21 protein-coding genes are annotated in these 20,996 nt (G+C 72.6%); 16 read left to right on the forward strand and 5 right to left on the reverse strand.

Annotation, left to right across the window (positions count from 1 at the left end):
• Nucleotides 1–65 precede the first annotated feature (65 nt).
• The 8 genes from E4622_RS03030 (at nt 66) to E4622_RS03065 (ending at nt 7,969) form a co-directional block, all read left to right on the forward strand.
• Nucleotides 66–254, forward strand: a complete 189-nt coding sequence (locus tag E4622_RS03030; protein WP_134738592.1) for a hypothetical protein — start codon at nt 66–68, stop codon at nt 252–254.
• Between the two features lie 44 nt (nt 255–298).
• Nucleotides 299–1,447, forward strand: coding sequence for a signal recognition particle-docking protein FtsY (ftsY, locus tag E4622_RS03035; RefSeq protein ID WP_209021764.1), 1,149 nt, complete (start codon nt 299–301; stop codon nt 1,445–1,447).
• Between the two features lie 187 nt (nt 1,448–1,634).
• A complete protein-coding gene (locus tag E4622_RS03040) occupies nt 1,635–2,945 on the forward strand; it encodes an ammonium transporter (protein ID WP_245155854.1) in 1,311 nt (436 codons plus the stop codon).
• Entirely contained in the window at nt 2,945–3,283 is a 339-nt protein-coding gene (locus tag E4622_RS03045) for a P-II family nitrogen regulator (protein WP_134738593.1), read from the forward strand. The genes E4622_RS03040 and E4622_RS03045 overlap by 1 nt, the downstream gene beginning before the upstream one ends.
• A gap of 104 nt (nt 3,284–3,387) precedes the next feature.
• The gene (locus tag E4622_RS03050; protein ID WP_134738594.1) at nt 3,388–3,726 is read left to right on the forward strand and encodes a P-II family nitrogen regulator; all 339 of its coding nucleotides are present in this window, start codon (nt 3,388–3,390) and stop codon (nt 3,724–3,726) included.
• Between the two features lie 4 nt (nt 3,727–3,730).
• Nucleotides 3,731–5,971 carry a [protein-PII] uridylyltransferase gene (locus E4622_RS03055; protein WP_134738595.1) on the forward strand — a complete coding sequence of 747 codons (2,241 nt, stop codon included), beginning with the start codon at nt 3,731–3,733 and terminating at the stop codon, nt 5,969–5,971.
• A gap of 52 nt (nt 5,972–6,023) precedes the next feature.
• Nucleotides 6,024–7,604: a signal recognition particle protein gene (gene ffh, locus E4622_RS03060; RefSeq protein ID WP_134738596.1), complete on the forward strand. Its 1,581-nt coding sequence runs from the start codon at nt 6,024–6,026 to the stop codon at nt 7,602–7,604.
• On the forward strand, nt 7,601–7,969 hold the full coding sequence (locus tag E4622_RS03065) for an NYN domain-containing protein (protein WP_134738597.1): 369 nt from the start codon (nt 7,601–7,603) through the stop codon (nt 7,967–7,969). Before ffh ends, E4622_RS03065 begins: the two co-directional genes overlap by 4 nt.
• A 9-nt stretch (nt 7,970–7,978) precedes the next feature.
• Here the strand turns inward: E4622_RS03065 and E4622_RS03070 are convergent, their stop codons facing one another.
• The 4 genes from E4622_RS03070 to E4622_RS03085 all read right to left on the reverse strand — a co-directional run bounded on the left by E4622_RS03070 (nt 7,979) and on the right by E4622_RS03085 (nt 12,946).
• Nucleotides 7,979–9,988 carry a protein kinase gene (locus tag E4622_RS03070; RefSeq protein WP_134738598.1) on the reverse strand — a complete coding sequence of 670 codons (2,010 nt, stop codon included), beginning with the start codon at nt 9,986–9,988 and terminating at the stop codon, nt 7,979–7,981.
• A 106-nt stretch (nt 9,989–10,094) separates the two neighbouring features.
• The gene (locus E4622_RS03075) at nt 10,095–11,219 is read right to left on the reverse strand and encodes a hypothetical protein (protein ID WP_134738599.1); all 1,125 of its coding nucleotides are present in this window, start codon (nt 11,217–11,219) and stop codon (nt 10,095–10,097) included.
• A 1-nt stretch (nt 11,220) separates the two neighbouring features.
• Nucleotides 11,221–11,583 (reverse strand): hypothetical protein, encoded by a 363-nt coding sequence (locus tag E4622_RS03080; RefSeq protein WP_134738600.1) that lies wholly within the window; start codon nt 11,581–11,583, stop codon nt 11,221–11,223.
• Nucleotides 11,584–11,776: 193 nt separating this feature from the next.
• Nucleotides 11,777–12,946 (reverse strand): ROK family transcriptional regulator, encoded by a 1,170-nt coding sequence (locus E4622_RS03085; RefSeq protein WP_134738601.1) that lies wholly within the window; start codon nt 12,944–12,946, stop codon nt 11,777–11,779.
• Nucleotides 12,947–13,121: 175 nt separating this feature from the next.
• On the opposite strand from E4622_RS03085, the gene E4622_RS03090 reads away from it, so the two are divergent.
• Nucleotides 13,122–15,134 carry a glycoside hydrolase family 3 protein gene (locus E4622_RS03090; RefSeq protein WP_209021765.1) on the forward strand — a complete coding sequence of 671 codons (2,013 nt, stop codon included), beginning with the start codon at nt 13,122–13,124 and terminating at the stop codon, nt 15,132–15,134.
• Nucleotides 15,135–15,177: 43 nt separating this feature from the next.
• Nucleotides 15,178–16,248 (forward strand): amidohydrolase family protein, encoded by a 1,071-nt coding sequence (locus E4622_RS03095; RefSeq protein ID WP_134738603.1) that lies wholly within the window; start codon nt 15,178–15,180, stop codon nt 16,246–16,248.
• Here the strand turns inward: E4622_RS03095 and E4622_RS03100 are convergent.
• Nucleotides 16,245–16,805 carry a hypothetical protein gene (locus tag E4622_RS03100; RefSeq protein ID WP_134738604.1) on the reverse strand — a complete coding sequence of 187 codons (561 nt, stop codon included), beginning with the start codon at nt 16,803–16,805 and terminating at the stop codon, nt 16,245–16,247. The two genes, E4622_RS03095 and E4622_RS03100, sit on opposite strands and share 4 nt — an antisense overlap.
• A gap of 181 nt (nt 16,806–16,986) precedes the next feature.
• On the opposite strand from E4622_RS03100, the gene rpsP reads away from it, so the two are divergent.
• From rpsP to lepB, 6 genes are all read left to right on the forward strand, one after another.
• Nucleotides 16,987–17,526 (forward strand): 30S ribosomal protein S16, encoded by a 540-nt coding sequence (gene rpsP / locus E4622_RS03105; RefSeq protein ID WP_134738605.1) that lies wholly within the window; start codon nt 16,987–16,989, stop codon nt 17,524–17,526.
• A 5-nt stretch (nt 17,527–17,531) separates the two neighbouring features.
• Entirely contained in the window at nt 17,532–17,774 is a 243-nt protein-coding gene (locus tag E4622_RS03110; RefSeq protein WP_134738606.1) for an RNA-binding protein, read from the forward strand.
• A gap of 79 nt (nt 17,775–17,853) precedes the next feature.
• Entirely contained in the window at nt 17,854–18,402 is a 549-nt protein-coding gene (gene rimM / locus E4622_RS03115) for a ribosome maturation factor RimM (protein WP_134738607.1), read from the forward strand.
• A complete protein-coding gene (gene trmD / locus E4622_RS03120) occupies nt 18,399–19,559 on the forward strand; it encodes a tRNA (guanosine(37)-N1)-methyltransferase TrmD (RefSeq protein ID WP_134738608.1) in 1,161 nt (386 codons plus the stop codon). The genes rimM and trmD overlap by 4 nt, the downstream gene beginning before the upstream one ends.
• A gap of 207 nt (nt 19,560–19,766) precedes the next feature.
• Nucleotides 19,767–20,117 (forward strand): 50S ribosomal protein L19, encoded by a 351-nt coding sequence (gene rplS / locus E4622_RS03125; RefSeq protein WP_134738609.1) that lies wholly within the window; start codon nt 19,767–19,769, stop codon nt 20,115–20,117.
• 38 nt (nt 20,118–20,155) lie between these two features.
• A complete protein-coding gene (lepB, locus tag E4622_RS03130; protein WP_245155855.1) occupies nt 20,156–20,992 on the forward strand; it encodes a signal peptidase I in 837 nt (278 codons plus the stop codon).
• The last annotated feature ends 4 nt before the right edge of the window (nt 20,993–20,996 follow it).

Raw genomic sequence — 20,996 nt, forward strand, 5'->3', positions numbered from 1 at the left:
GTGTGTCACGGTGGTACCCGGGGTACCAACCGCCCCATCAGCCACATCCTCGGGAGATCTTCGTCGTGCTCACCATCGTCATCGTCATGGCCGCGATCCTGGTCCTGTGCGTCCTGGTCCTGACCTACGTCGCGTTCCCGCACCGCGGGGAGCAGGTGCCGGCCGCGCCCTGGCTCGGCGACGCCATGGCCAAGGCGGTCGACGCCGTGCCGACCCTCGACGAAGAGGCCGCCGACCCGGTCCGTCGCGGCTGACCCCACCCCTCCCGGTCCGGGGGCCGGACTGATTGGATTGCGCCATGGATGCCCTGGCTCTCGTGATCCTGCTCATCGCCGTCGCGGGACTCGCGCTCGTCGCGACCGTCACGGGGCTGGTGGTGACGCGGCGGCGGCGCCCGCAGCCGCTGCCCGACACGCACACCGACGTCCTCGGCGTCCCCACGGCCGAGGGCGAGGCGCCGGTCGAGCTCAGCTCGCCGCCGGCGACGATCGAGCCGGACGCCGCGCAGCCGCAGGCCCCGACCCTCGAGCGCCCCGAGGGCACCGCGTCGCGCCTGGTGCGCCTGCGCCAGCGGCTGGCCGGCTCGCAGGGCGGGCTGGGGCGCGGCCTGCTCGCGCTGCTGAGCCGTGACCGGCTCGACGAGGACACCTGGGAGTCGATCGAGGACACCCTGCTCACCGCCGACATCGGCGTGGCGCCCACCCAGCAGCTCGTCGACAACCTCCGCACCCGCATGCGCGTCGACGGCGGCGCCGACCCGCGCGCCGCGCTGCGGGAGGAGCTGCTCGCCCTCGTCGACCCCGACATGGACCGCCGCCTCCAGGTGACCGGGGCCGACGGCCAGCCCGGCGTCGTCCTCGTCGTCGGTGTCAACGGCGCCGGCAAGACCACGACCGTCGGCAAGATCGCCCGGATCCTGGTGGCTGAGGACCTGCGCGTCACGCTCGGCGCCGCCGACACCTTCCGCGCCGCGGCCGTCGAGCAGCTCGCCACCTGGGGCGAGCGGGTCGGCGTCGACGTCGTCCGGGGCCCCGAGGGCTCCGACCCGGCCAGCGTCGCGTTCGAGGCCGTCCGCCAGGGCGCCGAGGCCGGGGTCGACACCGTCATCGTCGACACCGCCGGCCGCCTGCAGAACAAGCAGGGCCTCATGGACGAGCTCGGCAAGGTCAAGCGCGTCATCGAGAAGCAGGCGCCCGTGACCGAGGTGCTGCTCGTGCTCGACGCCACCACCGGGCAGAACGGCATGATCCAGGCGCGCGTCTTCAGCGAGGTCGTCGACGTCACGGGCATCGTGCTGACCAAGCTCGACGGCTCCGCCAAGGGCGGCATCGTCGTGGCCGTGCAGCGCGAGCTCGGCGTGCCGGTCAAGCTCGTGGGCCTCGGCGAGGGTCCCGACGACCTGGCGCCGTTCGACGCCGGCGCCTTCGTCGACGCCCTCCTCGGCTGAGCCGGGCGCCCCGAGCCGTAACAGGGAAGTAACACAACCCGGGAACTCGTTGCCTGCCCGCAACATCCGACGGTGAACCGCGAAACCTGCACGCCCGAGGGTTCTGACCAATGAGGTGGGGACCTCGCGGCGACAACGCGGTCGCTGCTGGGGCACGTCTCCCGGTTGTGAGTTTCCTGGAGGTTCTGTGGACGGCTATTACGCCTTCATGCTCGTCGCGACAGCTCTTGTCCTGATGATGACGGTGCCGGCGCTGGCGCTCTTCTACGGCGGTATGTCGCGGTCGAAGTCCGTGCTGAACATGATGATGATGTCCTACATCGCCGCGGCGATCGTCGGCATCCTGTACGTCGCCGTCGGTTGGTCGATGGGCTGGGCGGGTGACGGAACGTTCTTCGCCAGCCCGACCGACATGCTCTGGCTGAAGGACGTCCCGACCGACGGCTACATCGGCGTGATGTTCCAGATGACCTTCGCGATCATCACCGTGGCGCTGATCAGCGGCGCGGTGGCGGACCGGATGAAGTTCTCCGCCTGGGTCGTCTTCGTGCCCCTGTGGGCGCTGCTGGCCTACTTCCCGATGGCGCACATGGTCTTCAGCTGCACCGAGGACTCGCTCATCTGCGGTCGCATCGGCGCCCAGGACTACGCCGGCGGCACGGCCGTCCACATCAACGCGGGTGTCGCCGCGCTCGTGCTCGTGCTCCTGCTCGGCAAGCGCATCGGCTGGCCCAAGGACCAGATGCGTCCGCACAACCTGACGCTCACCATGCTCGGTGCCGGCCTGCTGTGGTTCGGCTGGTACGGCTTCAACGTCGGCTCGATCGTGTTCACCGGCGCCACCGACGAGGAGAACGTCGCGCAGTTCTTCTCCGAGACCGGCCGGACCTTCGCCAACACCACGCTCGCCACGATGGCCGCCATCCTCGGCTGGCTGCTGGTCGAGCGCCTGATGCACGGCAAGGCCACCTCCCTCGGCGCCGCCTCCGGCATCGTCGCGGGCCTGGTCGCCATCACGCCGGCCGCGGGTGCGGTCGACATCGAGGGTGCGGTCGCGATCGGCGTCATCGCCGGCGCGGTCTGCGCCTGGGCGGTGGGCTGGAAGTACAAGCTGGGCTACGACGACTCGCTCGACGTCGTCGGCGTCCACCTGGTCGGCGGCATCGCCGGCACCGTCCTGATCGGCGTCTTCTCGACCTCCGACGGCGCCGGTGGCATCGACGGCCTCCTCTACGGCGGCGGTCTGGGCTCCCTGGGCGACCAGGTGCTCGGCGTGCTCGTGGCCGTGGTGTTCTCGGGCGTGATCACCGCGATCATCGGCCTGGCCATCAAGTTCACCCTGGGCCTGCGGATCGACGAGGAGGACGAGGTCGAGGGCATCGACCTCGCCGCCCACGGTGAGACGGCCTACGACCTGCACACCGGGATGGGCGGCGGTGGCGGCGGCAAGACCGGCGTGCTCGGCACCCAGCCCGTCGTCACGGAAGGAGCACGCTGATGAAGCTCGTGACCGCGGTCATCAAGCCGCACAAGTGGGAGGACGTCCGCGAGGCCCTCGAGACCTTCGGGGTGACCGGCATGACGGTCTCCGAGGTCAGCGGCTACGGCCGCCAGAAGGGCCACACGGAGGTCTACCGGGGCGCGGAGTACGACATCGCCCTCGTGCCGAAGATCCGGATCGAGATCGTGGTGGACGGCGACGACGCGGACGACATCGTCGGCATCATCGTCAAGACCGCGCAGACCGGCCGGATCGGCGACGGCAAGGTCTGGGTGAGCCCGGTCGACACCGTCATCCGGGTCCGCACCGGGGACAAGGACGAGGCGGCGCTCTAGCCGCGTGGCTCGGCGACCCGGCTGTCCGAGACAGCCGGGTCGCCGTCACGTATGTGGGGCATCATCGGAGCCCCGCCCAGCCCTCGACCCCCAGGAGCCACCGCATGAAGCTCGTCACCGCGGTCATCAAGCCGCACAAGTGGGAGGACGTCCGCGTGGCCCTCGAGTCCGTGGGCGTCACCGGCATGACGGTCTCCGAGGTCAGCGGCTACGGCCGCCAGAAGGGCCACACGGAGGTCTACCGGGGCGCGGAGTACGACGTCGCGCTGGTGCCCAAGATCCGCCTCGAGGTCGTGGTGAGCGACGAGGACGTGGACACGATCGTCTCCGCGATCCAGACCAGCGCCAGCACCGGCCGCATCGGTGACGGCAAGGTCTGGGTCTCCCCGCTCGACTCCGTGCTGCGCGTGCGCACCGGCGACCGGGACGACGCGGCGATCTGACCAGATGACCGCCACCGAACGGGCCGAGCGGACCGCGGCGGCCGACGCCCTGTGCGTCTCCGCCTACGAGGGATCCGGCGGCCCCGAGGCCGGCGCCGCCCTGGTGGCGGTGGGCGGCTACGGCCGCGGCGAGCTCGCGCCGTACTCCGACCTGGACGTGGTGCTCGTCTCCGACGAGGGCGTCGACGTCGGGGCGCTGGCGGAGAAGCTCTGGTACCCGCTGTGGGACAGCGGCAGCAAGCTCGACCACTCCGTGCGCACGATGCCCGAGATGCTGTCGGCGGCCTCCGCCGACCTGCGCGTCGCCTCGGGGCTCCTCGACCTGCGCCACCTCGCCGGCGACCCCCACCTCACGCTGCGGCTGCGCACGACGATGCTGGCCGAGTGGCGTCGCGGCGCCCGGGAGCGGCTTCCGGCACTGCACGCGCTGGTCCGCGCGCGGCACGAGCTCGTGGGGGAGCTGGCCCACCTCTCGGTGCCGGACGTGAAGGAGGCCGAGGGCGGGCTGCGCGACGCCACGGTCCTGCGGGGTCTCGTCGCGACGTGGCTGGTGGACGTCCCCCACGTCGACCTCGAGCGCAGCCGGCTGGCCCTGCTCGACGTGCGCGACCTGGTGCACGCCAACGCCGGACGCGCCACGGACCGGATCACGCCCGAGGCCTGGGGCGACCTCGCCGCGGCGCTGGGTCTCGCGGACGACCTCGCCGCGCAGGTGCAGGTGCGCGACCTGGGTCGCCGGATCACCCACCTCTCGCGGCTGGCGTGGCGGCGGGTCGACGCGGTGCTGGCCCGGCCGGTCTCGGTGAAGGGCGCGCGGCGGCCCTCGCTCGAGCCCGTCGCGCCGGGCGTCGCGCTGTCGTCCGGTGAGATCGTCCTCGACCGCAAGGCTCGACCGGCCGAGGACCCGGTGCTGCTCCTGCGGGCCGCGACGGCGGCCGCCGAGCGCGACGTCGTGCTCGCCCCCGCCACCGCCGCGAGGCTGGTGCGGGAGTGCCCCCCGCTGCCCGACCCGTGGCCGGCCGAGGCACGTCAGCTGCTGGTGCGGCTGCTCGCCTCCGGCCGCAGCCTGCTCGGCGTGTGGGAGACCCTGGAGGAGACCGAGGCGCTCACCGGCTTCCTGCCCGAGTGGGAGCGGGTGCGCTCGCTGCCCCACGCGTCGGTCATCCACCGCTTCACCGTCGACCGGCACGTCGTCGAGACCTGCATCGAGGCCTCGGCGCTGATCCGCGGGGTCGCCCGCCCCGACGTGCTGATGGTGGCCGCGCTCCTGCACGACATCGGCAAGGGCGGGCTCACCGAGCACAGCGTCGCGGGGGAGCCGATCGCCCGCACCATCGCCGCCCGGATGGGCTTCGCCCCCGACTGCGTCGACCTCATCGCGCTGCTGGTGCGCTGGCACCTGCTGCTGGCCCAGACCGCCACCACCCGCGACCCCGACGACCCGGCGACCGTCGAGCTCGTGACCTCCCGTCTGCGCACCGTCGAGGCGGTCGCGCTGCTGGGCGCCCTCACCGAGGCCGACGCCAAGGCGACCTCGCCCAAGGCCTGGTCGTCGTGGCGCTCCGGGCTGGTGCTCGACCTCGCGCGCCGGGCCCACGCCGCGCTCGACACCGGCGCCGCGCTGCCGCCGATCAGCAGCGACGACGTGCCGGTGCCGGCCGACCTGCGCGGGGACGCGGTGTTCATCTCGGTCGAGCCGGTGCCCGACGGCTCCCGCGTGACGGTCATCGCCGTCGACCGGGTCGGGCTGCTCGCCGACTTCGCCGCGATGTTCGCGCTGCAGCGCACGCCCGTGCGCGCCGCCCGGGTCTGGTCGCAGGGCGAGTACGGCGTGTCGGTCTGGGAGGTCGCCGGCGAAGACCTCGAGCCCGCCATCCTGCGGCAGAAGTTCGACGCCATCGTGGACGGACGCGTCGACCCGTCCGCGCGGCTGCGGCCCGGCGGCAGCGGCTCGCTCGCCCCCACCGTGGTGGTGCGGCCCGAGGCCAGCGACCACGCGACCGTGCTGGAGGTGCGCACCGCGGACCGTCCGGGCGTGGTCTACCTGGTGTGCGCCACGCTCGCGCGCCTCGACGTGGAGGTGCGCTCCGCGCACGTCGACACGCTCGGGCCGCAGGCGGTGGACGTGTTCTACGTGGTGGAGCCGTCGGCCGGTGCGCTCTCCGAGACCCGCGCAGCGGACGCGGCTCACGCCGTACGCGCGGCGCTCACGGGGCCGGACGGCTCGGGCACCCCCGCGGGATAGGCTGGACCACGCTAGAAGCCCCTCACCTCGCCTGCCCAAGGACGCCACACCTGTGTTTGCCACCCTCTCCGACCGGCTTGCCGACACCTTCAAGAACCTTCGCGGCAAGGGCCGGCTCTCCGAAGCCGACATCGACGCCACGGCGCGCGAGATCCGCATCGCGCTGCTCGAGGCCGACGTCGCCCTGCCGGTGGTCAAGGAGTTCGTGGGTGCCGTCAAGGAGCGGGCGCGCGGCGAGGAGGTCAGCGGTGCGCTGAACCCCGCCCAGCAGATCATCAAGATCGTCAACGAGGAGCTCGTCACGATCCTCGGCGGCGAGACCCGCCGGCTGCGCTACGCCAAGACCGGGCCGACAGTCATCATGCTCGCGGGCCTGCAGGGCGCCGGCAAGACCACGCTGGCGGCCAAGCTGGCGCTGTGGCTCAAGGAGCAGGGCAAGTCCCCGGTCCTGGTCGCGTGCGACCTCCAGCGCCCCAACGCCGTCAAGCAGCTCCAGGTCAACGGCGAGCGCGCCGGCGTGCCCGTCTTCGCGCCGGAGGCCGGCAACGGCGTCGGGGACCCGGTCGCCGTCGCGCGCGAGTCGATCGAGGAGGCCAAGCGCAAGCTCTACGACGTCGTCATCGTCGACACCGCGGGGCGCCTCGGCGTCGACGCCGAGCTGATGCAGCAGGCCTCCGACATCCGCGACGCCGTGCGCCCCGACGAGGTGCTCTTCGTCGTCGACGCGATGATCGGCCAGGACGCCGTCGTCACGGCCCAGGCGTTCCTCGACGGCGTCGGCTACGACGGGGTGGTCCTCACCAAGCTCGACGGCGACGCCCGCGGTGGTGCCGCCCTGTCGATCGCCTCGCTCACGGGCCGGCCGGTCATGTTCGCCTCCAACGGCGAGAAGCTGACCGACTTCGACCTCTTCCACCCCGACCGCATGGCCTCGCGAATCCTCGACATGGGCGACATGCTCACCCTGATCGAGCAGGCCGAGAAGAGCTTCGACTCCGAGCAGGCCATGAAGGCCGCGGCCAAGCTCAGCGGCCAGGGCGGGGAGTTCACCCTCGACGACTTCCTCGAGCAGATGCAGCAGGTCCGCAAGCTCGGCTCGATGTCGAAGATCATGGGGATGCTGCCCGGGATGGGCCAGTTCCGCGAGCAGCTCGAGAACTTCGACGAGCGCGAGATCGACCGGATCCAGGCGATCATCCAGTCGATGACCCCGGCCGAGCGGGCCAACCCCAAGATGATCGACGGCTCGCGCCGCGCGCGCATCGCCAAGGGCTCGGGCCGCATGGTCTCCGACGTCAACCAGCTCGTCGACCGGTTCTTCGAGGCGCGCAAGGTCATGATGCAGATGGCCCGCGGCGGCGGGATGCCCGGGATGCCCGGCATGCCCGGGATGCCGGGTCTGCCGGGAGCCGGCGGCAAGCGGGGCAAGCAGAAGGCCCAGACCAAGAAGGGCAAGGGCGCCAAGCGCTCCGGCAACCCGGCGAAGGCGGCCCAGGAGGCCGCCGCCGCCAAGGAGCGGGCAGCCGCCGCGGCCGCCAACCCGTTCGGCGACCCCGATGCCGAGCCCGTCGACTACGAGAAGGCCGCCGCCAACCTCAACCTGCCGCAGGACTTCTCCAAGTTCCTGAAGTGACCACCACGCTCGTCGTCGACGGCGCCAACGTCGTCGGCGCCCGCCCCGACGGCTGGTGGAAGGACCGCGCAGGCGCGGCCGAGCGGCTGCACGCGCAGCTGATGGTGGCCGACGTCCCCCAGGACAAGGTCGTCCTGGTGCTCGAGGGTGCCGCCAAGGGCGGCGTCCGCGCCGGTCGCGACGCTCACGTGACGACCGTGCACGCGAGGGGCAGTGGCGACGACACGATCGTCGCCGAGGCCAAGAAGGCCGCGGAGCGCGGCGACCGGGTCACCGTCGTCACCGCCGACCGGATCCTCATGGGACGCGTCGAGCACCACGGCGCGATGATCCTCAGCCCCACCTGGCTGCTCGACCACCTCTGACGGGCCGGCTCACCGGTCGTAGGGGACGGTGTCGGCGACGTCGAAGAGCGTGGTCCGTCCTCGGAGGTCGGCCCACTGCTCGTCCGCGACGAGTCCGTCGGTGCCGCCGCGGGCGACGTGGAGCGGTGCGAGCCCCCCGGAGTCGTGGAGCAGGACCACGAGGTCGTCCGTGCCGTCGCCGTCCACGTCGCTGACGCCCATCGACTGGACCATCTCGAGCTCAGGGTTGTCCGGAGCCGGTGCGGGACGAGCCTGCGGGTCGAGCCGGGACCCGTCGACGTCGACGACGAGGATGGCTCGGTCGTACCACTGCGGCACGAGCACGACCTCGTCGGCGCCGTCGCCGTCGAAGTCGCCGGCCCGGGGGTGGGTGCCACCACCGTCGGAGTAGCGCTGGGGACGGCCCGGGGCGGTGAAGCCGCTGCCGGTGGAGAGCGCCAGCCGCAGCCGGGAGTCGCGCCGCGTGGCCTCGGCCAGGGGCGGCCCGGTGGTCTGGAACACGAGGTCGTCGCGTCCGTCGCCGTCGAAGTCACCGGCGACGACGGCCTGGTCGTCGTCCCAGTCCGAGGCGGTGAGCCACTGCTCGGGGTCGGCGACGTAGCCGTCGCGGAACCCCAGGAACGTGATCGACAGCTCGCCGTCGCTCCCGCCGACGGAGGCGAGGTCGTCACGTCCGTCGCCGTCGAAGTCGCCCACAACGGGCTGGCCCAGGAGGGGCAGCGTCTCGGTGCGGCTCCCGTCGGCCCACACCACCGAGGTGTGCTCGCGGTCGTCGGACAGGGCGAGGCCCACGACCTCGTCGGTGCCGTCGCCGTCGAAGTCGCCGGTGAGGATCGTGCTGAGCTCGTCGATCTCGGGCGATCGTCCCAGCGGCTCCGGGTCGTCGAAGGACGTGCCGGTGGAGCGAAGGATCTCGAGGCTGCGTACGGCGGGCTCGGGCTCGTAGACGTTCATGGTCACGGCGACGTCGCCGAGCCCGTCCCCGTCGAGGTCGCCGCGCACCGGCCCGTCGCCGGCGCCGAGCGCGCCCGAGGGCCCCTCAGGAGACGCCCGCGGGGTCGACGGGTCCTCGTCGCGGCCCACGACGACGGCGGTGGTCGCGCCGACGACGAGGAGCAGCGCGAGGCCGCCGACCGCCGTCAGCCTCCGGCGGCGCCGGGTCGCGTGTCGGTGGTCCGCGACGACCGTCGGCCGCCCCTCCAGCTCCTCCAGGGCGAGGAGCTCGGCGCGCAGCGTGGCCGCGTCCGGGCGCTTGGCCGGGTCCTTGGCCAGTGTCCTGGCCAGGACGCGGTTGAGACCGCGAGCGAGCGCGGAGTCGGTCGCGAGCCGCGGCACCGGTCCCCGCTCGTGGGCCAGCGCGATCTCGATGTCCGACCCGGTGTAGGGCGGCGCCCCGCTCAGCGCGGCCCAGAGCACGCAGCCCAGCGCGTAGACGTCGCTGGCGGGGCTGGCCGGTGCGCCGCGACCGCGTTCGGGCGCGAGGTAGCCCCAGGTGCCGGCGACGCCACCGGCCTGGGTGAGCGCGGTGGCGTCCCCGGCGTCGGTCTGGGCGATCCCGAAGTCACACAGGTAGGCGTGCAGGTCGGCGGCGTCGGGGTCGCGCAGCAGCACGTTGGACGGCTTGACGTCGCGGTGGACCACACCCACGGCGTGCGCCGCGGCGAGTGCCTGCGCGACCTGGGCGCAGACGCGCAGCGCCAGGCGTGGCGGCAGGGGTCCTCGGGCGCTCAGCAGGACGCCGAGGTCGCCGCCGGCGACGAGCTGGGTGATCAGGTAGGGGAGTCCGTCGGCCTCGCCGTGGTCGTAGATGGAGACCACGTGTGGCGAGTCGAGCCGCGCCAGCACCTCGGCCTCGCGGCGGAACCTGGCCCGGAACTCGGGGGAGGCCGCCAGGGCTCCCGACATCACCTTCATGGCCACGGTCCGACCGAGGGTCGTGTCGGTCGCGGCGTAGACCACTCCCATCGCGCCCGATCCCAGGACCGCGTCGATCCGGTAGCGGCCGACCGACTGACTCACCGACGTCTTCCTCCCTGCGCCACCGAGACCGCGAGGCGACGCGGCGATCGGTCACCGCAGCCTAGGAGGTGGCGTCGGCGGGGCGGACCAGCGGTCCGCCCCGCGTCTAGACGTGGACCGATGGCGGGGTCCAGTCGTTGCGGTTGGAGACGACGTCGGCGGCGTAGGCCTGCAGCCCCTGGTGGGCGAACGTGCTGCCGTCGCCGGGTGGTTCGGTGCGGAGACCGTCCAGGGCCTTGCCCATCTCCTCGGTGATCCGCTTGAGGTCGTTGAGGAAGCCCTGATGGATGGCGGAGGCGGTGGCGGCGCTGAGCACCTCCATCTCGATGGACTCGGCGGGGATGATGTAGGTCACGAGGCCCGTGACCAGGCTGATGTTGCCGGCGATGGCGGTCGCCGGCGGGATCAGCGCGATGAGTCCGCTGACGGTGCTGACGTGACCGAGGATCTCCTCCACACCGCTGTTGTCGGTCATGGCGCCGGTCGGCCAGGCGCCGCTGCTGTTCTTCCACGCCTGCCACTGCTCCAAGGCCTCGCGGACCCGGTCGCGGGCCTTCTCGGTCACTCGCAGCATGTTGGTCTGGTAGTCCGAGAGCACCGCGGCGACCTGGGCGCTGGACGAGGCCAGTCGGGCGGCGGCGTGGAGGTAGAGACCGCACTTGTCGTTGACGTCGGTCCAGAACGCGTAGAAGCTCTCCGAGCTCCGCGAGGTGGCCGGCCAGTGCTGGTGCAGGTCCGCCAGCCACTGCGCTGCGTCGCCGTCCTGCGGCGAGACCCAGCCGGCCTCGACCTGCAGCTGGTCGGAGAGCCAACGGGTCAGGTCGGTCAGCGCCTGGACCGGGGACTCCATGGCTGAGGGGTCCGGCTCCCAGACGTTGCGGCTGGCGCTGCGGTAGACGGCCGGCACGGCACTGTTCACCCAGCTGTCGTGGCCCTCGTTCCACACCGTGGTCAGCGCCTCCTGGAACAGCTTCTCGCGCTGGGCGTTGGTGACCGTCTGGTCGAACCAGTCGGGGTGGGTGGGGTGCATGGCGACGTAGTTGGCCGTGGTCTCCCACGGGTGCGATCCCGGGATCTTGAAGTAGCCGGTCTCGAAGCACCAGCCGTCCTCCAGGTGCCGGTTCTCCTCGCTGTCGAAGAGGTCGGAGCACCTCTCGTTCCCGTCGAGCTCGCCGATGCCGTCGACGATCTCGGTGAACAGGGGGTCCAGCCGCTCGATCAGCTCGCTCACCTCACACCGCCGGCGCGCTGGGCTCGGCCGCGACGTCGGGGTCGCCGACGTACTGCTGGTGCTGCGCGAACCAGGACGCGGCCTCGGAGTCGACCTCGACGAAGTCGTCGGCCATCACGTCGAGCGCGGTCGCGGTGTCGTTGAAGGTCCGCACCATCGAGCGCAGGTGCACGAACAGCTCCACGGAGAGGGCCGACAGGTCCTCGGCGATCGGATGGTTGCCGGCCAGCGCCACCTGGGCGGTGATGGCCTCGATCGCGCCCGAGATGTCGCCGGCGCGCGCCGCGAACTCGGTCGCCTTCTCCGGCAGCACGTCGTGGGAGGCGCGGTAGATCGCACTCATCCTGATGTCGATCACCGTCATGGTCGGACCCCCTCGACTCGGCGAGCCGCCGCCGTGGACGTTTCCTTGCGCATCGTGGATGTCTCCGTCTCCGCCCGTTCGGATGGTCGGGCTGTCAAGGCATGCCCGGACCGGCGGCGGGTAATCCACGGATTTCGTGGTTTCCGGATCGGCATCGGTGGGGTAGGCCGCCGCCCTCGTCGATTCCGCAGGCTCAGCCCGCCGCCACGCGCGCGATGGCCAGGGACACGGCGCCGATGATCTCCGCGCGGTCGCCCAGGCGCCCGGCGGCCACGCGGACGGCCGCCGCGGTGTCGGGCTGGGCGTAGCGGTCGATCGAGGCGCGGATCCCGACCGCCAGGGACGACGACGTGCCGAGCGAGCCGCCGAGCAGGACCATCTCGGGGTTGAGGGCGTTGCACAGGTCGGCCAGCGCCCGCCCGACCGTGCGGCCGGCGTCGCTCAGCACGCGGCGTACGCCGGCGTCGCCGTCCGCGTCGAGCTCCAGGACGCGCTCGACGTCGAGCTCCTCGTCGTAGGCCGGCTGCAGCACGTGCAGCAGGCGGGGCGCGGAGACCAGGGTCTCGAGGCAGCCGCGGTTGCCGCAGCGGCAGATGGGGCCGTCCTCACCGACCTGTACGTGGCCGAGCTCGCCGGCGATGCCGCTCGTGCCGCGGTGGAGCCGCCCGCCGAGCACGATGCCGGCCCCGACCCCGCTGGCGACCTTGACGTAGAGGACGTCGGAGAGCCCGCGCGCCGCGCCTCGCTCGACCTCGGCCAGCGCGCCCAGGTTGGCGTCGTTGTCGACGTAGACCGGCAGGCCGAGCCGGCGCTGCAGCTCCTCGCCGGGGGACAGCTCGCGCCAGCCGGGCAGGATGCCGGTGCTGACGCGCGACGAACGCCGGTCGAGCGGCGCCGGGACGCACATCCCGGCGGCGTGCACCTCCGCGCGATCGAGGCCGGCGGTGCGCAGGGCAGCGCGGACCATGGCGGCGGTGCGGTCCAGGGTGTCGGCGCCGTGGGTGTCGACGTCGACGGTGGCGCAGTCCTCGACCAGGACGTGACCGGTGCGGTTGGCGACGGCCACCCGGACGTGGCGGTGGCCGACGTCGACCCCGACCACGCCGCCGCTCGGGGCGCTCAGCACCACGAGCACCGGAGGTCGCCCGCTGCCGCCCTTGTGCGGCCGCGCCTTGTCGGTCGTCTCGGTGACGAGGCCGCTGTCGATCAGCTCCGCGACCAGGCTGGACACGGTGGTCCGCGAGAGGCCGGTGCCGCGGGCCAGGTCGGCGCGGCTCATCGGCCCGGCGGAGAGCAGCGAGGTGACCGCACGGCGGTTGGCCGTGCGGAGGCGCTCGAGTGACCCGGTGCTGGGGGCGGTCATGGCGCAAGAGCCTAGGCACTATTCGTCCGGGACGCGCACTAAAAACCGACTGTTACGCGATCTTTACGCATTGACTCGGCCGATTGCGCGTTCCTACGTTGGCGAGGCGCCCTCGGGGGCGCGCCCGGCGGGTCTCGGGACCCTCGGGTCTCCTGAACTCGGGCAAGGAGCATCGATGTCAACGCACGCCTCACGACCACGCACCCGCCGGACGTCCCGGCGCCGAGCCGCAGGCGGCGCCCTCGTCGCCGCCGCGGTCACCGCCTCGCTGCTGGCGCCGCCGACGGCGGACGCCCAGGCACCCGCCGCCGCCTGGGCGACCTCCTCGTCGGGGGCCGCGCGGCTGCCGTACCAGAACCCCCGGCTGTCCGTCCCTCGCCGGGTCGCCGACCTGCTGGCCCGGATGACGCTCGCTGAGAAGGTCGGCCAGATGACCCAGGCCGAGCGCGCCGACGTCATCGACGACCCCAGCCTGGTGACGACCTACGCCCTGGGCAGCGTGCTGTCGGGCGGCGGCTCGGTCCCGGCGCAGAACACGCCGCGCGCCTGGGCCGACACGGTCGACACCCTTCAGCGGGCCGCCCTGGACACGCGGCTCGGCATCCCGCTGATCTACGGCGTCGACGCGGTGCACGGCCACGGCAACCTGCAGGGCGCCACCGTCTTCCCGCACAACATCGGCCTCGGCGCCACCCGCAACCCGCGGCTGGTCGAGAGGATCGGTCACATCACCGCGATCGAGACCCGCGCGTCGGGCCCGCAGTGGGACTTCGCGCCCTGCGTCTGCGTCGCCCGCGACGACCGGTGGGGACGCACCTACGAGTCCTTCGGCGAGAGCCCGCGCCTGGTCAGGCGCCTGGAGACCGTCATCGACGGCCTGCAGGGCGGGCCCGGTCAGCTGCACCGCCGCGACCGGGTCCTGGCCACCGCCAAGCACTTCGCCGGCGACGGCCTCACCGCGTGGGACACCGGCGAGGGCGACTACACCGTCGACCAGGGCATCGACCGGGTCTCGCGCGCGGAGTTCGACGAGCTCGCGCTCTCGCCCTACCGGCCCGCCGTGCGCCGCCACCACGTCGGCTCGGTGATGCCGTCGTTCTCCTCGGTCGACTGGACCGAGGACGGGCTCGGCAACCCCGTCAAGATGCACGCCAACCGGGAGCTCCTCACCGACGTGCTCAAGGGCGACCTGGGCTTCGACGGTCTCGTCGTCTCCGACTGGCTGGCCATCGGGCAGCTCCCGGGCACGTACGCCGAGCAGGTCGCCACGTCCGTCAACGCAGGCGTCGACATGTTCATGGAGCCGGGCCGCTACCAGCAGTTCGTCACCACGCTGACCGAGGCCGTCGAGGGCGGGACGGTGCCGATGAGCCGCATCGACGACGCGGTCTCGCGGATCCTGACGGCGAAGTTCGAGCTCGGTCTCTTCGAGCGCCCGCTCACCGACCGCACCAACATCCGCACGATCGGCAGCAGAGCGCACCGCAGCGTGGCCCGGCAGGCGGTCGCGCAGTCGCAGGTGCTGCTGCGCAACAAGCAGCGCACGCTCCCGCTGAGCCCACGCCGCCAGCCGGTCTACGTCGCCGGCAGCAACGCCGACAACATCGGCAACCAGGCGGGCGGGTGGACCCTCACCTGGCAGGGCGGCTCGACCAACGTGATCCCCGGACAGACGATCCTCGACGGGATCCGGGACGCCTCGGGCGGGCCGGTGCGCTTCAGCGAGACCGCCGCGACGCCGGTGCCTCGCGGGGCAGCGGGCGTGGTGGTGGTCGGCGAGACGCCGTACGCCGAGGGGTTCGGCGACGTCGGCGGCCCCGAGTGGGCCTACGACCCCGGCGACAACGGCGTGCCCCGTCAGGAGCAGACGATGCAGCTGTCGAAGGCGGACCGGAAGGCGGTCCGCACGGTCTGCGCCCGCGCGGCGAGCTGCACCGTGCTGGTGGTCTCCGGGCGGCCGATGGTGATCCCGCGGCCGCTGCTGACGCAGATCGACGCGCTGGTCGCCTCCTGGCTGCCGGGCGGTGAGGGCGGCGGCGTGGCCGACGTCCTCTTCGGGCGCAAGCCGTTCACGGGCAGGCTCCCCGTCACGTGGCCGCGGTCGGTCGCGCAGGAGCCCATCAACGTCGGCGACGCCGACTACGACCCGCTCTACCCCTTCGGCTGGGGGTTGCGGACGCGCCGCTGAGGTCACGCCGTGTCGTGCCCCGGACGCCGGTAGCGTCCGGGGCATGACGGTGACGAGGTTCCGAGGTCCGGTGCTGCCCGACGGCGAGACGCGCGACCTCTTCGTGGTCGACGGGTCGGTCACCTACGAGCCCCACGGCGGCGCCGACACGGTCGCCGAGGGCTGGATCGTCCCGGGCCTGGTCGACGCGCACTGCCACCTCGGCCTCGACGACCACGGGGCGGTGGACGAGGCGACCACCGAGGAGCAGGCGGTGGCCGACCGCGACGCCGGCGCCTTGCTCATCCGCGACTGCGGCTCGGCCGCCGACACCGCCTGGGTCCACGACCGCGAGGACCTGCCCCGGCTGGTGCGCGCCGGTCGGCACATCGCGCGCACCAGGCGCTACATCCGCAACTACGCCCACGAGGTGGAGCCGGAGGACCTCACGGCCCGCGTCGTGCAGGAGGCCCGGCGCGGCGACGGCTGGGTCAAGCTGGTCGGTGACTGGATCTCCCGCGAGGAGGGCGACCTGGCGCCGTCCTTCCCGGCGGAGGCGTTCGCCGCCGCGATCGCGGCCGCCCACGAGCACGGCGCCAAGGTGACCGCCCACTGCTTCGGCCACGGGGTGCTGCCCGGGCTGGTCGAGGCCGGCATCGACTGCATCGAGCACGGCACCGGCCTCTCGACCGACCTCGTGGTGGCGATGGCCGAGCGCGGCATCGCGCTGGTGCCCACGGTGATGCAGCTGGACAAGTTCCCGGAGTACGCCGAGGCCGGCGCCGCGCGCTTCCCCGACTACTCCGCGACCATGACCGACCTCTTCGCCCGGCGCCGCGACACGATCATGACCGCCTACGAGGCCGGCGTCAGCCTCTACGCCGGCTCCGACGGCGGCGGGGTGGCCCGCCACGGCAACCTCGCCGGCGAGGTGGTCGCCATGGCCGACCTCGGGCTGCCGGCGGCGTACGCGCTGGGCGCGGCCTCCTGGCGGGCCCGGGAGTGGCTCGGGTTCGAGGGCCTCGAGGAGGGCGCCTCGGCCGACTTCGTCGTCTACGACCGCGACCCGCTCGCCGACCTCACCGCCCTGCACGAGCCCCGCTGCGTCGTCCTGCGGGGCCGAGTCGTCGCCTAGGGGGAGCGGGGGCGGCCGGTGGCGAAGAGGACACCGGTGACGATGAGGACCACCAGGCCACCGCCGCCCAGGAAGAGGGGGACGAAGATCGTGGCGAGCAGGCCCAGCACGAAGCTGTCGATCGCCGGGGCCGGACCGACGATGACCGTGCCGTCGCCGGTGCAGGTGACCTCGACGGTGCCCGAGCCGGCGTCGAAGGTGGCCTCGCCGGTCCAGTCGTCGTCGCCCTCCGAGCGGGTGAAGCTGCCGGTGACCGGCGACGTCTCCACGGCCTCGCCGGTCGTGGCGTCGACGACCTCGCAGCGCTGCGCGTGGGCGTCGTCGGTCCAGAGCATCCGCCGCTCGTCCCCGTCGAGGCGCACCGTCTCCGTCCGCCCGTCGGCGCGGACGGTGGCGTCGGAGTCCAGGAAGCCGCCGAGGGTGAGCACGAACAGGCTGACGCCGGCGACGACGGCGGCGACGACCAACGCCCCGCCGACCACGAACCACCAGGCGCTCGGTCGGCGGCGGCGGGCCACCGGAGCGGGGCCGTACGGCGGGTGCGGCGGCTGGTTCATCGCCTCAGCCTGCCCGATTTCATCAGTCCCGCGCACCTCTGGCAGAATCACCCGCTGAGTCCTGCGCGCCCGGTCCCTCTCACCCGGACGACGCAGAGCCCATCGAAGCAGCGGCTCCGTGTGTTCCCCACCCGGTGCTGCGACCTTCACCCACCACGAACCTCAAGGAGACACCACAACCGTGGCCGTCAAGATCCGTTTGAAGCGCCTGGGCAAGGTCCGGGTGCCGCAGTACCGCATCGTCGTCGTCGACTCGCGCAAGAAGCGCGACGGCAGGGTCATCGAGGAGATCGGCAAGTACCACCCCAAGGAGGACCCGAGCTACATCAGCGTCGTGTCCGACCGGGCGGCGTACTGGCTCGGTGTCGGCGCGCAGCCGACCGAGGCCGTCGCCAAGATCCTCAAGATCACCGGCGACTGGCAGTCCTTCAAGGGCATGTCCTCCGGCACCGAGGGCACCCTCAAGGTCGCCGAGCCCAAGCGGGACAAGCAGGAGATCTTCAACGAGGCGCTGAAGGAGTCGGCCAACGAGCCGAAGGCCGAGGCCACCACGAAGAAGAAGGCCGACAAGAAGACCGAGAAGAAGGCCGAGCCCGCCGCGGAGACCACCGAGGCGCCTGCCGCCGAGGCCCCCGCCGCCGAGGCTGCTCCCGCCGACGAGACCCCGGAGGTCGCGGCCGCTGAGGCCGAGGCCACCGAGGCCACCGAGACGAAGGCCTGAGCGACATGCTCGCCGACGCGCTCGAGCACCTCGTCCGGGGTGTCGTCGACAACCCCGACGACGTGTCCGTGAGCGACAAGCAGCTGCGTCGCGGCTCGATCCTCGAGGTCCGGGTGCACCCCGACGACCTCGGCAAGGTCATCGGCCGCGGCGGTCGCACGGCGTCGGCGTTCCGCACCGTCGTCTCCGCCCTCGCGGGCAAGGCCGGCGCACGGATCGACTTCGTGGACGTCGACCGGCGTCGCTGAACCGCTCGAACCGCTTGAATGGGTGTCGTCCTCCGGGACGGCACCCGTTCTGCGTCCTGAAGCCCCTTGAAGGAGCACCGTGAGCACCATCGACGTCGTCGTCGGCCGGATCGGCAAGCCGCACGGCATCCGCGGTGAGGTGACCCTCGACCTGCGCACCGACGAGCCGGAGCGCCGCTTCGCCGCTGGCGCCACGCTCGCCCTGCAGAAGCCCGCGGGGTCGGCCTTCCCGCACGACGCCCTCACGTTGACCCGCACCCGCTGGCACCAGACGCGGCTCCTGGCGACCTTCGAGGAGCTCACGACCCGCAACGACGCCGAGGCGGCGCGCGGGGTCATGCTCGTGGCCAGCGTCGACCCCGACGAGACCCCCGACGACCCCGACGAGTACTACGACCACCAGATCGTGGGCCTGGCGGCCTACGACGTCGACGGGCGCGAGCTGGGGATCGTCACCGCGATCGCCCACGGCGGCGCCCAGGACCTGCTCACCGTCACCACGCCCGACGGTCACGAGGGCCTCGTGCCGTTCGTGAAGGCGCTGGTGCCCGAGGTCGACCTCGCGGCCGGCCGGCTGGTCGTCGCGGACCGGCCCGGTCTCGTGACGCCGCTCGAGGACGACGCGTGAGGCTCGACTACCTCACGATCTTCCCCGACTACTTCGCCCCGCTCGCGCTCTCGCTGCCGGGCAAGGCCCGCGAGCGCGGCCTGCTCGACGTGCACGTCCACGACCTGCGCCAGTGGGCCCAGGACCGCCACCACACCGTCGACGACACGCCCTACGGCGGCGGCGCCGGCATGGTGATGAAGCCCGAGCCCTGGGGCGAGGCCTTCGACGCGCTCGGGCTCGATGGGTCGCCCGGCGTCACGCTGGTCGTGCTGACCCCGTCGGGCGTCCCTTTCTCGCAGGCGCTGGCGCGCGAGCTCGCGACGCGCGAGCGGGTCGTGTTCGCGTGCGGGCGCTACGAGGGCATCGACCAGCGGGTGCTCGACCACGCCTCCGCCCGCGTCGAGGTGCTCGAGGTCTCCGTCGGTGACTACGTGCTCAACGGCGGCGAGGTGGCCGCGCTCGCCGTCACCGAGGCCGTCGTGCGACTGCTGCCCGGCTTCATGGGCAACGCCGAGTCGCTCACCGAGGAGTCCCACGAGGACGGGCTGCTGGAGTACCCCGTCTACACCAAGCCCGCCTCCTGGCGCGGCCTGGACGTCCCCGACGTCCTGCTGTCGGGCGACCACGGCCGGATCGCGCGGTGGCGCCGCGACCAGGCCGAGCGGCGCACGGCGCAGCGGCGCCCGGACCTGCTCAGCCCCAGCACGCTCGCGGGGGAGTGGGCGATCGTCCCGGCGACCCGCGGCGACGCCGGCGAGCTGCTGACGCTGCAGCGTGCCTGCTGGCTGCAGGAGGCGATCGCCAACGAGAGCGTGACCGGCATCCCCGCCCTGAGCGAGTCCTACAACGACGTCGTCGCGTGGCTGGCCGGGTGGACGACGTTCGTGGTCCGCGTCGAGGGTCGCCTCGTGGGCGCCGTGCGTGGCCGGATGGAGGGCACCGCCTGGGACATCGGCCGGGTCATGGTCGCGCCGGACCTGCAGGGCCGCGGCCTTGGACGGGTGCTGCTCGAGCACATCCAGGCGGTCGCGCCGGCCGAGGCGACGTCGTACGTGCTCTTCACCGGAGCCCGGAGCACCGACAACCTGAGGATGTACAAGAGGGCCGGCTTCCGGCTGCGGCCCGACATCCCCGCGCCGCCGCTCGCGGTGGTGCTCACCAAGCCGCGGGGCTAGACAGGCGATTTCTGGCCGGCACGGGCGTTGTGGCAGACTCGTCCCTCGGTCCAAGTCGGCCGAAGGTCCGCTCCGAAGCACACCCGGGGGGACCGCGTCGGGCTCCTGCCACAGGGGGAGCCTCGCGCCGCCGGCCACCATGGCTTGACCGACACCGTTCGACCCATCCGATACCGCGGCTGACCTGTGGCACTCGTGAGGAGAACCATGACCAACCTCATCACCGACCTGGCCAACGCCGCCAAGCGCGACGACGTCCCCGCCTTCCGGGCCGGCGACACCATCAAGGTCCACGTCAAGGTCGTCGAGGGCAGCCGCTCGCGTGTCCAGATCTTCCAGGGCGTCGTGATCCGCGTCCAGGGCTCGGGCATCGGCCGCACCTTCACCGTCCGCAAGGTCTCCTTCGGCGTCGGCGTCGAGCGCACCTTCCCGCTGCACTCCCCGATCTTCGAGGAGATCGAGATCGTGACCCGCGGTGACGTGCGTCGCGCGAAGCTCTACTACCTGCGCAACCTGCGCGGCAAGGCCGCCAAGATCAAGGAGCGCCGCGACCTCTGAGGCGCGGTCCTCTCGGGACCTCTCTCTAGACTCTGCGCGTGAGCCACGACCGGGACGAGCCCCTCGACAGCGACGGGCCCGACGACCGGACCGACGGCGTCACCGTGCGCGACGACCCCCCGGGGTCCGACGACGCGCACGGTGACGACGAGGCGCCCGTACGCCGCCGGCGACTGCCGATCTGGCAGGAGACGATCCTGCTGCTGGGCATCGCCGTGGTGCTCGCGATCGTCATCAAGGCGGTGTTCGTCCAGGCGTTCTACATCCCGTCGGAGTCGATGGAGCCCGGGCTGGTCAAGAACGACCGGATCCTGGTCCAGAAGGTCTCCTACTGGTTCGGCGGCTCCCCGTCGCGCGGCGACGTCGTGGTCTTCGAGGACCCGGGCGGCTGGCTCGACGCCGCCGACAGCGCCGGCCCGACCAACCCGGTCGGCAAGGTCATGGAGAAGATCGGTCTCTACCCCTCCGGCGGTCACCTCGTGAAGCGGGTCATCGGCGTGGCGGGCGACACCATCGAGTGCTGCGACGACCAGGGTCGGCTCCTCGTCAACGGCCAGCCCCTCGAGGAGGACGACTACGTCCAGGCCGAGCCGGGCGTCGAGTGCCGGGGCCCGATGCCGGGCTGCGACTGGAAGGTCGGTCCGATCCCCGACGGGCAGCTGTTCGTCATGGGGGACAACCGCAACCACTCCGGCGACTCCTCGGCCCACCTGTGCACCGACGACATGACCGACTGCACGCTCAACCCCTACGTCGACGCCGACCTGGTCGTCGGCAAGGTGTTCCTGCTGGCCTGGCCGCGGGACCGGTTCGACTGGCTCGACCGGCCCGACACCTTCTCCGACGTGCCCGCGCCCACCGTCTCCACGAAGTGACGCG

Origin of the sequence: Nocardioides sp. 503, from assembly GCF_004522095.1 — a bacterium.
Lineage (GTDB): Bacteria > Actinomycetota > Actinomycetes > Propionibacteriales > Nocardioidaceae > Nocardioides.

Bases quoted from the DNA above. Each gene is read 5' to 3' on its own strand.
- E4622_RS03085 (WP_134738601.1), bottom strand. From the start codon at position 12,946: ATGACCGCCCCCAGCACCGGGTCACTCGAGCGCCTCCGCACGGCCAAC.
- ftsY (WP_209021764.1), top strand. From the start codon at position 299: ATGGATGCCCTGGCTCTCGTGATCCTGCTCATCGCCGTCGCGGGACTC.
- E4622_RS03100 (WP_134738604.1), bottom strand. From the start codon at position 16,805: ATGAACCAGCCGCCGCACCCGCCGTACGGCCCCGCTCCGGTGGCCCGC.
- E4622_RS03110 (WP_134738606.1), top strand. From the start codon at position 17,532: ATGCTCGCCGACGCGCTCGAGCACCTCGTCCGGGGTGTCGTCGACAAC.
- rplS (WP_134738609.1), top strand. From the start codon at position 19,767: ATGACCAACCTCATCACCGACCTGGCCAACGCCGCCAAGCGCGACGAC.
- E4622_RS03050 (WP_134738594.1), top strand. From the start codon at position 3,388: ATGAAGCTCGTCACCGCGGTCATCAAGCCGCACAAGTGGGAGGACGTC.
- E4622_RS03095 (WP_134738603.1), top strand. From the start codon at position 15,178: ATGACGGTGACGAGGTTCCGAGGTCCGGTGCTGCCCGACGGCGAGACG.
- E4622_RS03055 (WP_134738595.1), top strand. From the start codon at position 3,731: ATGACCGCCACCGAACGGGCCGAGCGGACCGCGGCGGCCGACGCCCTG.
- E4622_RS03090 (WP_209021765.1), top strand. From the start codon at position 13,122: ATGTCAACGCACGCCTCACGACCACGCACCCGCCGGACGTCCCGGCGC.
- E4622_RS03080 (WP_134738600.1), bottom strand. From the start codon at position 11,583: ATGACGGTGATCGACATCAGGATGAGTGCGATCTACCGCGCCTCCCAC.
- E4622_RS03045 (WP_134738593.1), top strand. From the start codon at position 2,945: ATGAAGCTCGTGACCGCGGTCATCAAGCCGCACAAGTGGGAGGACGTC.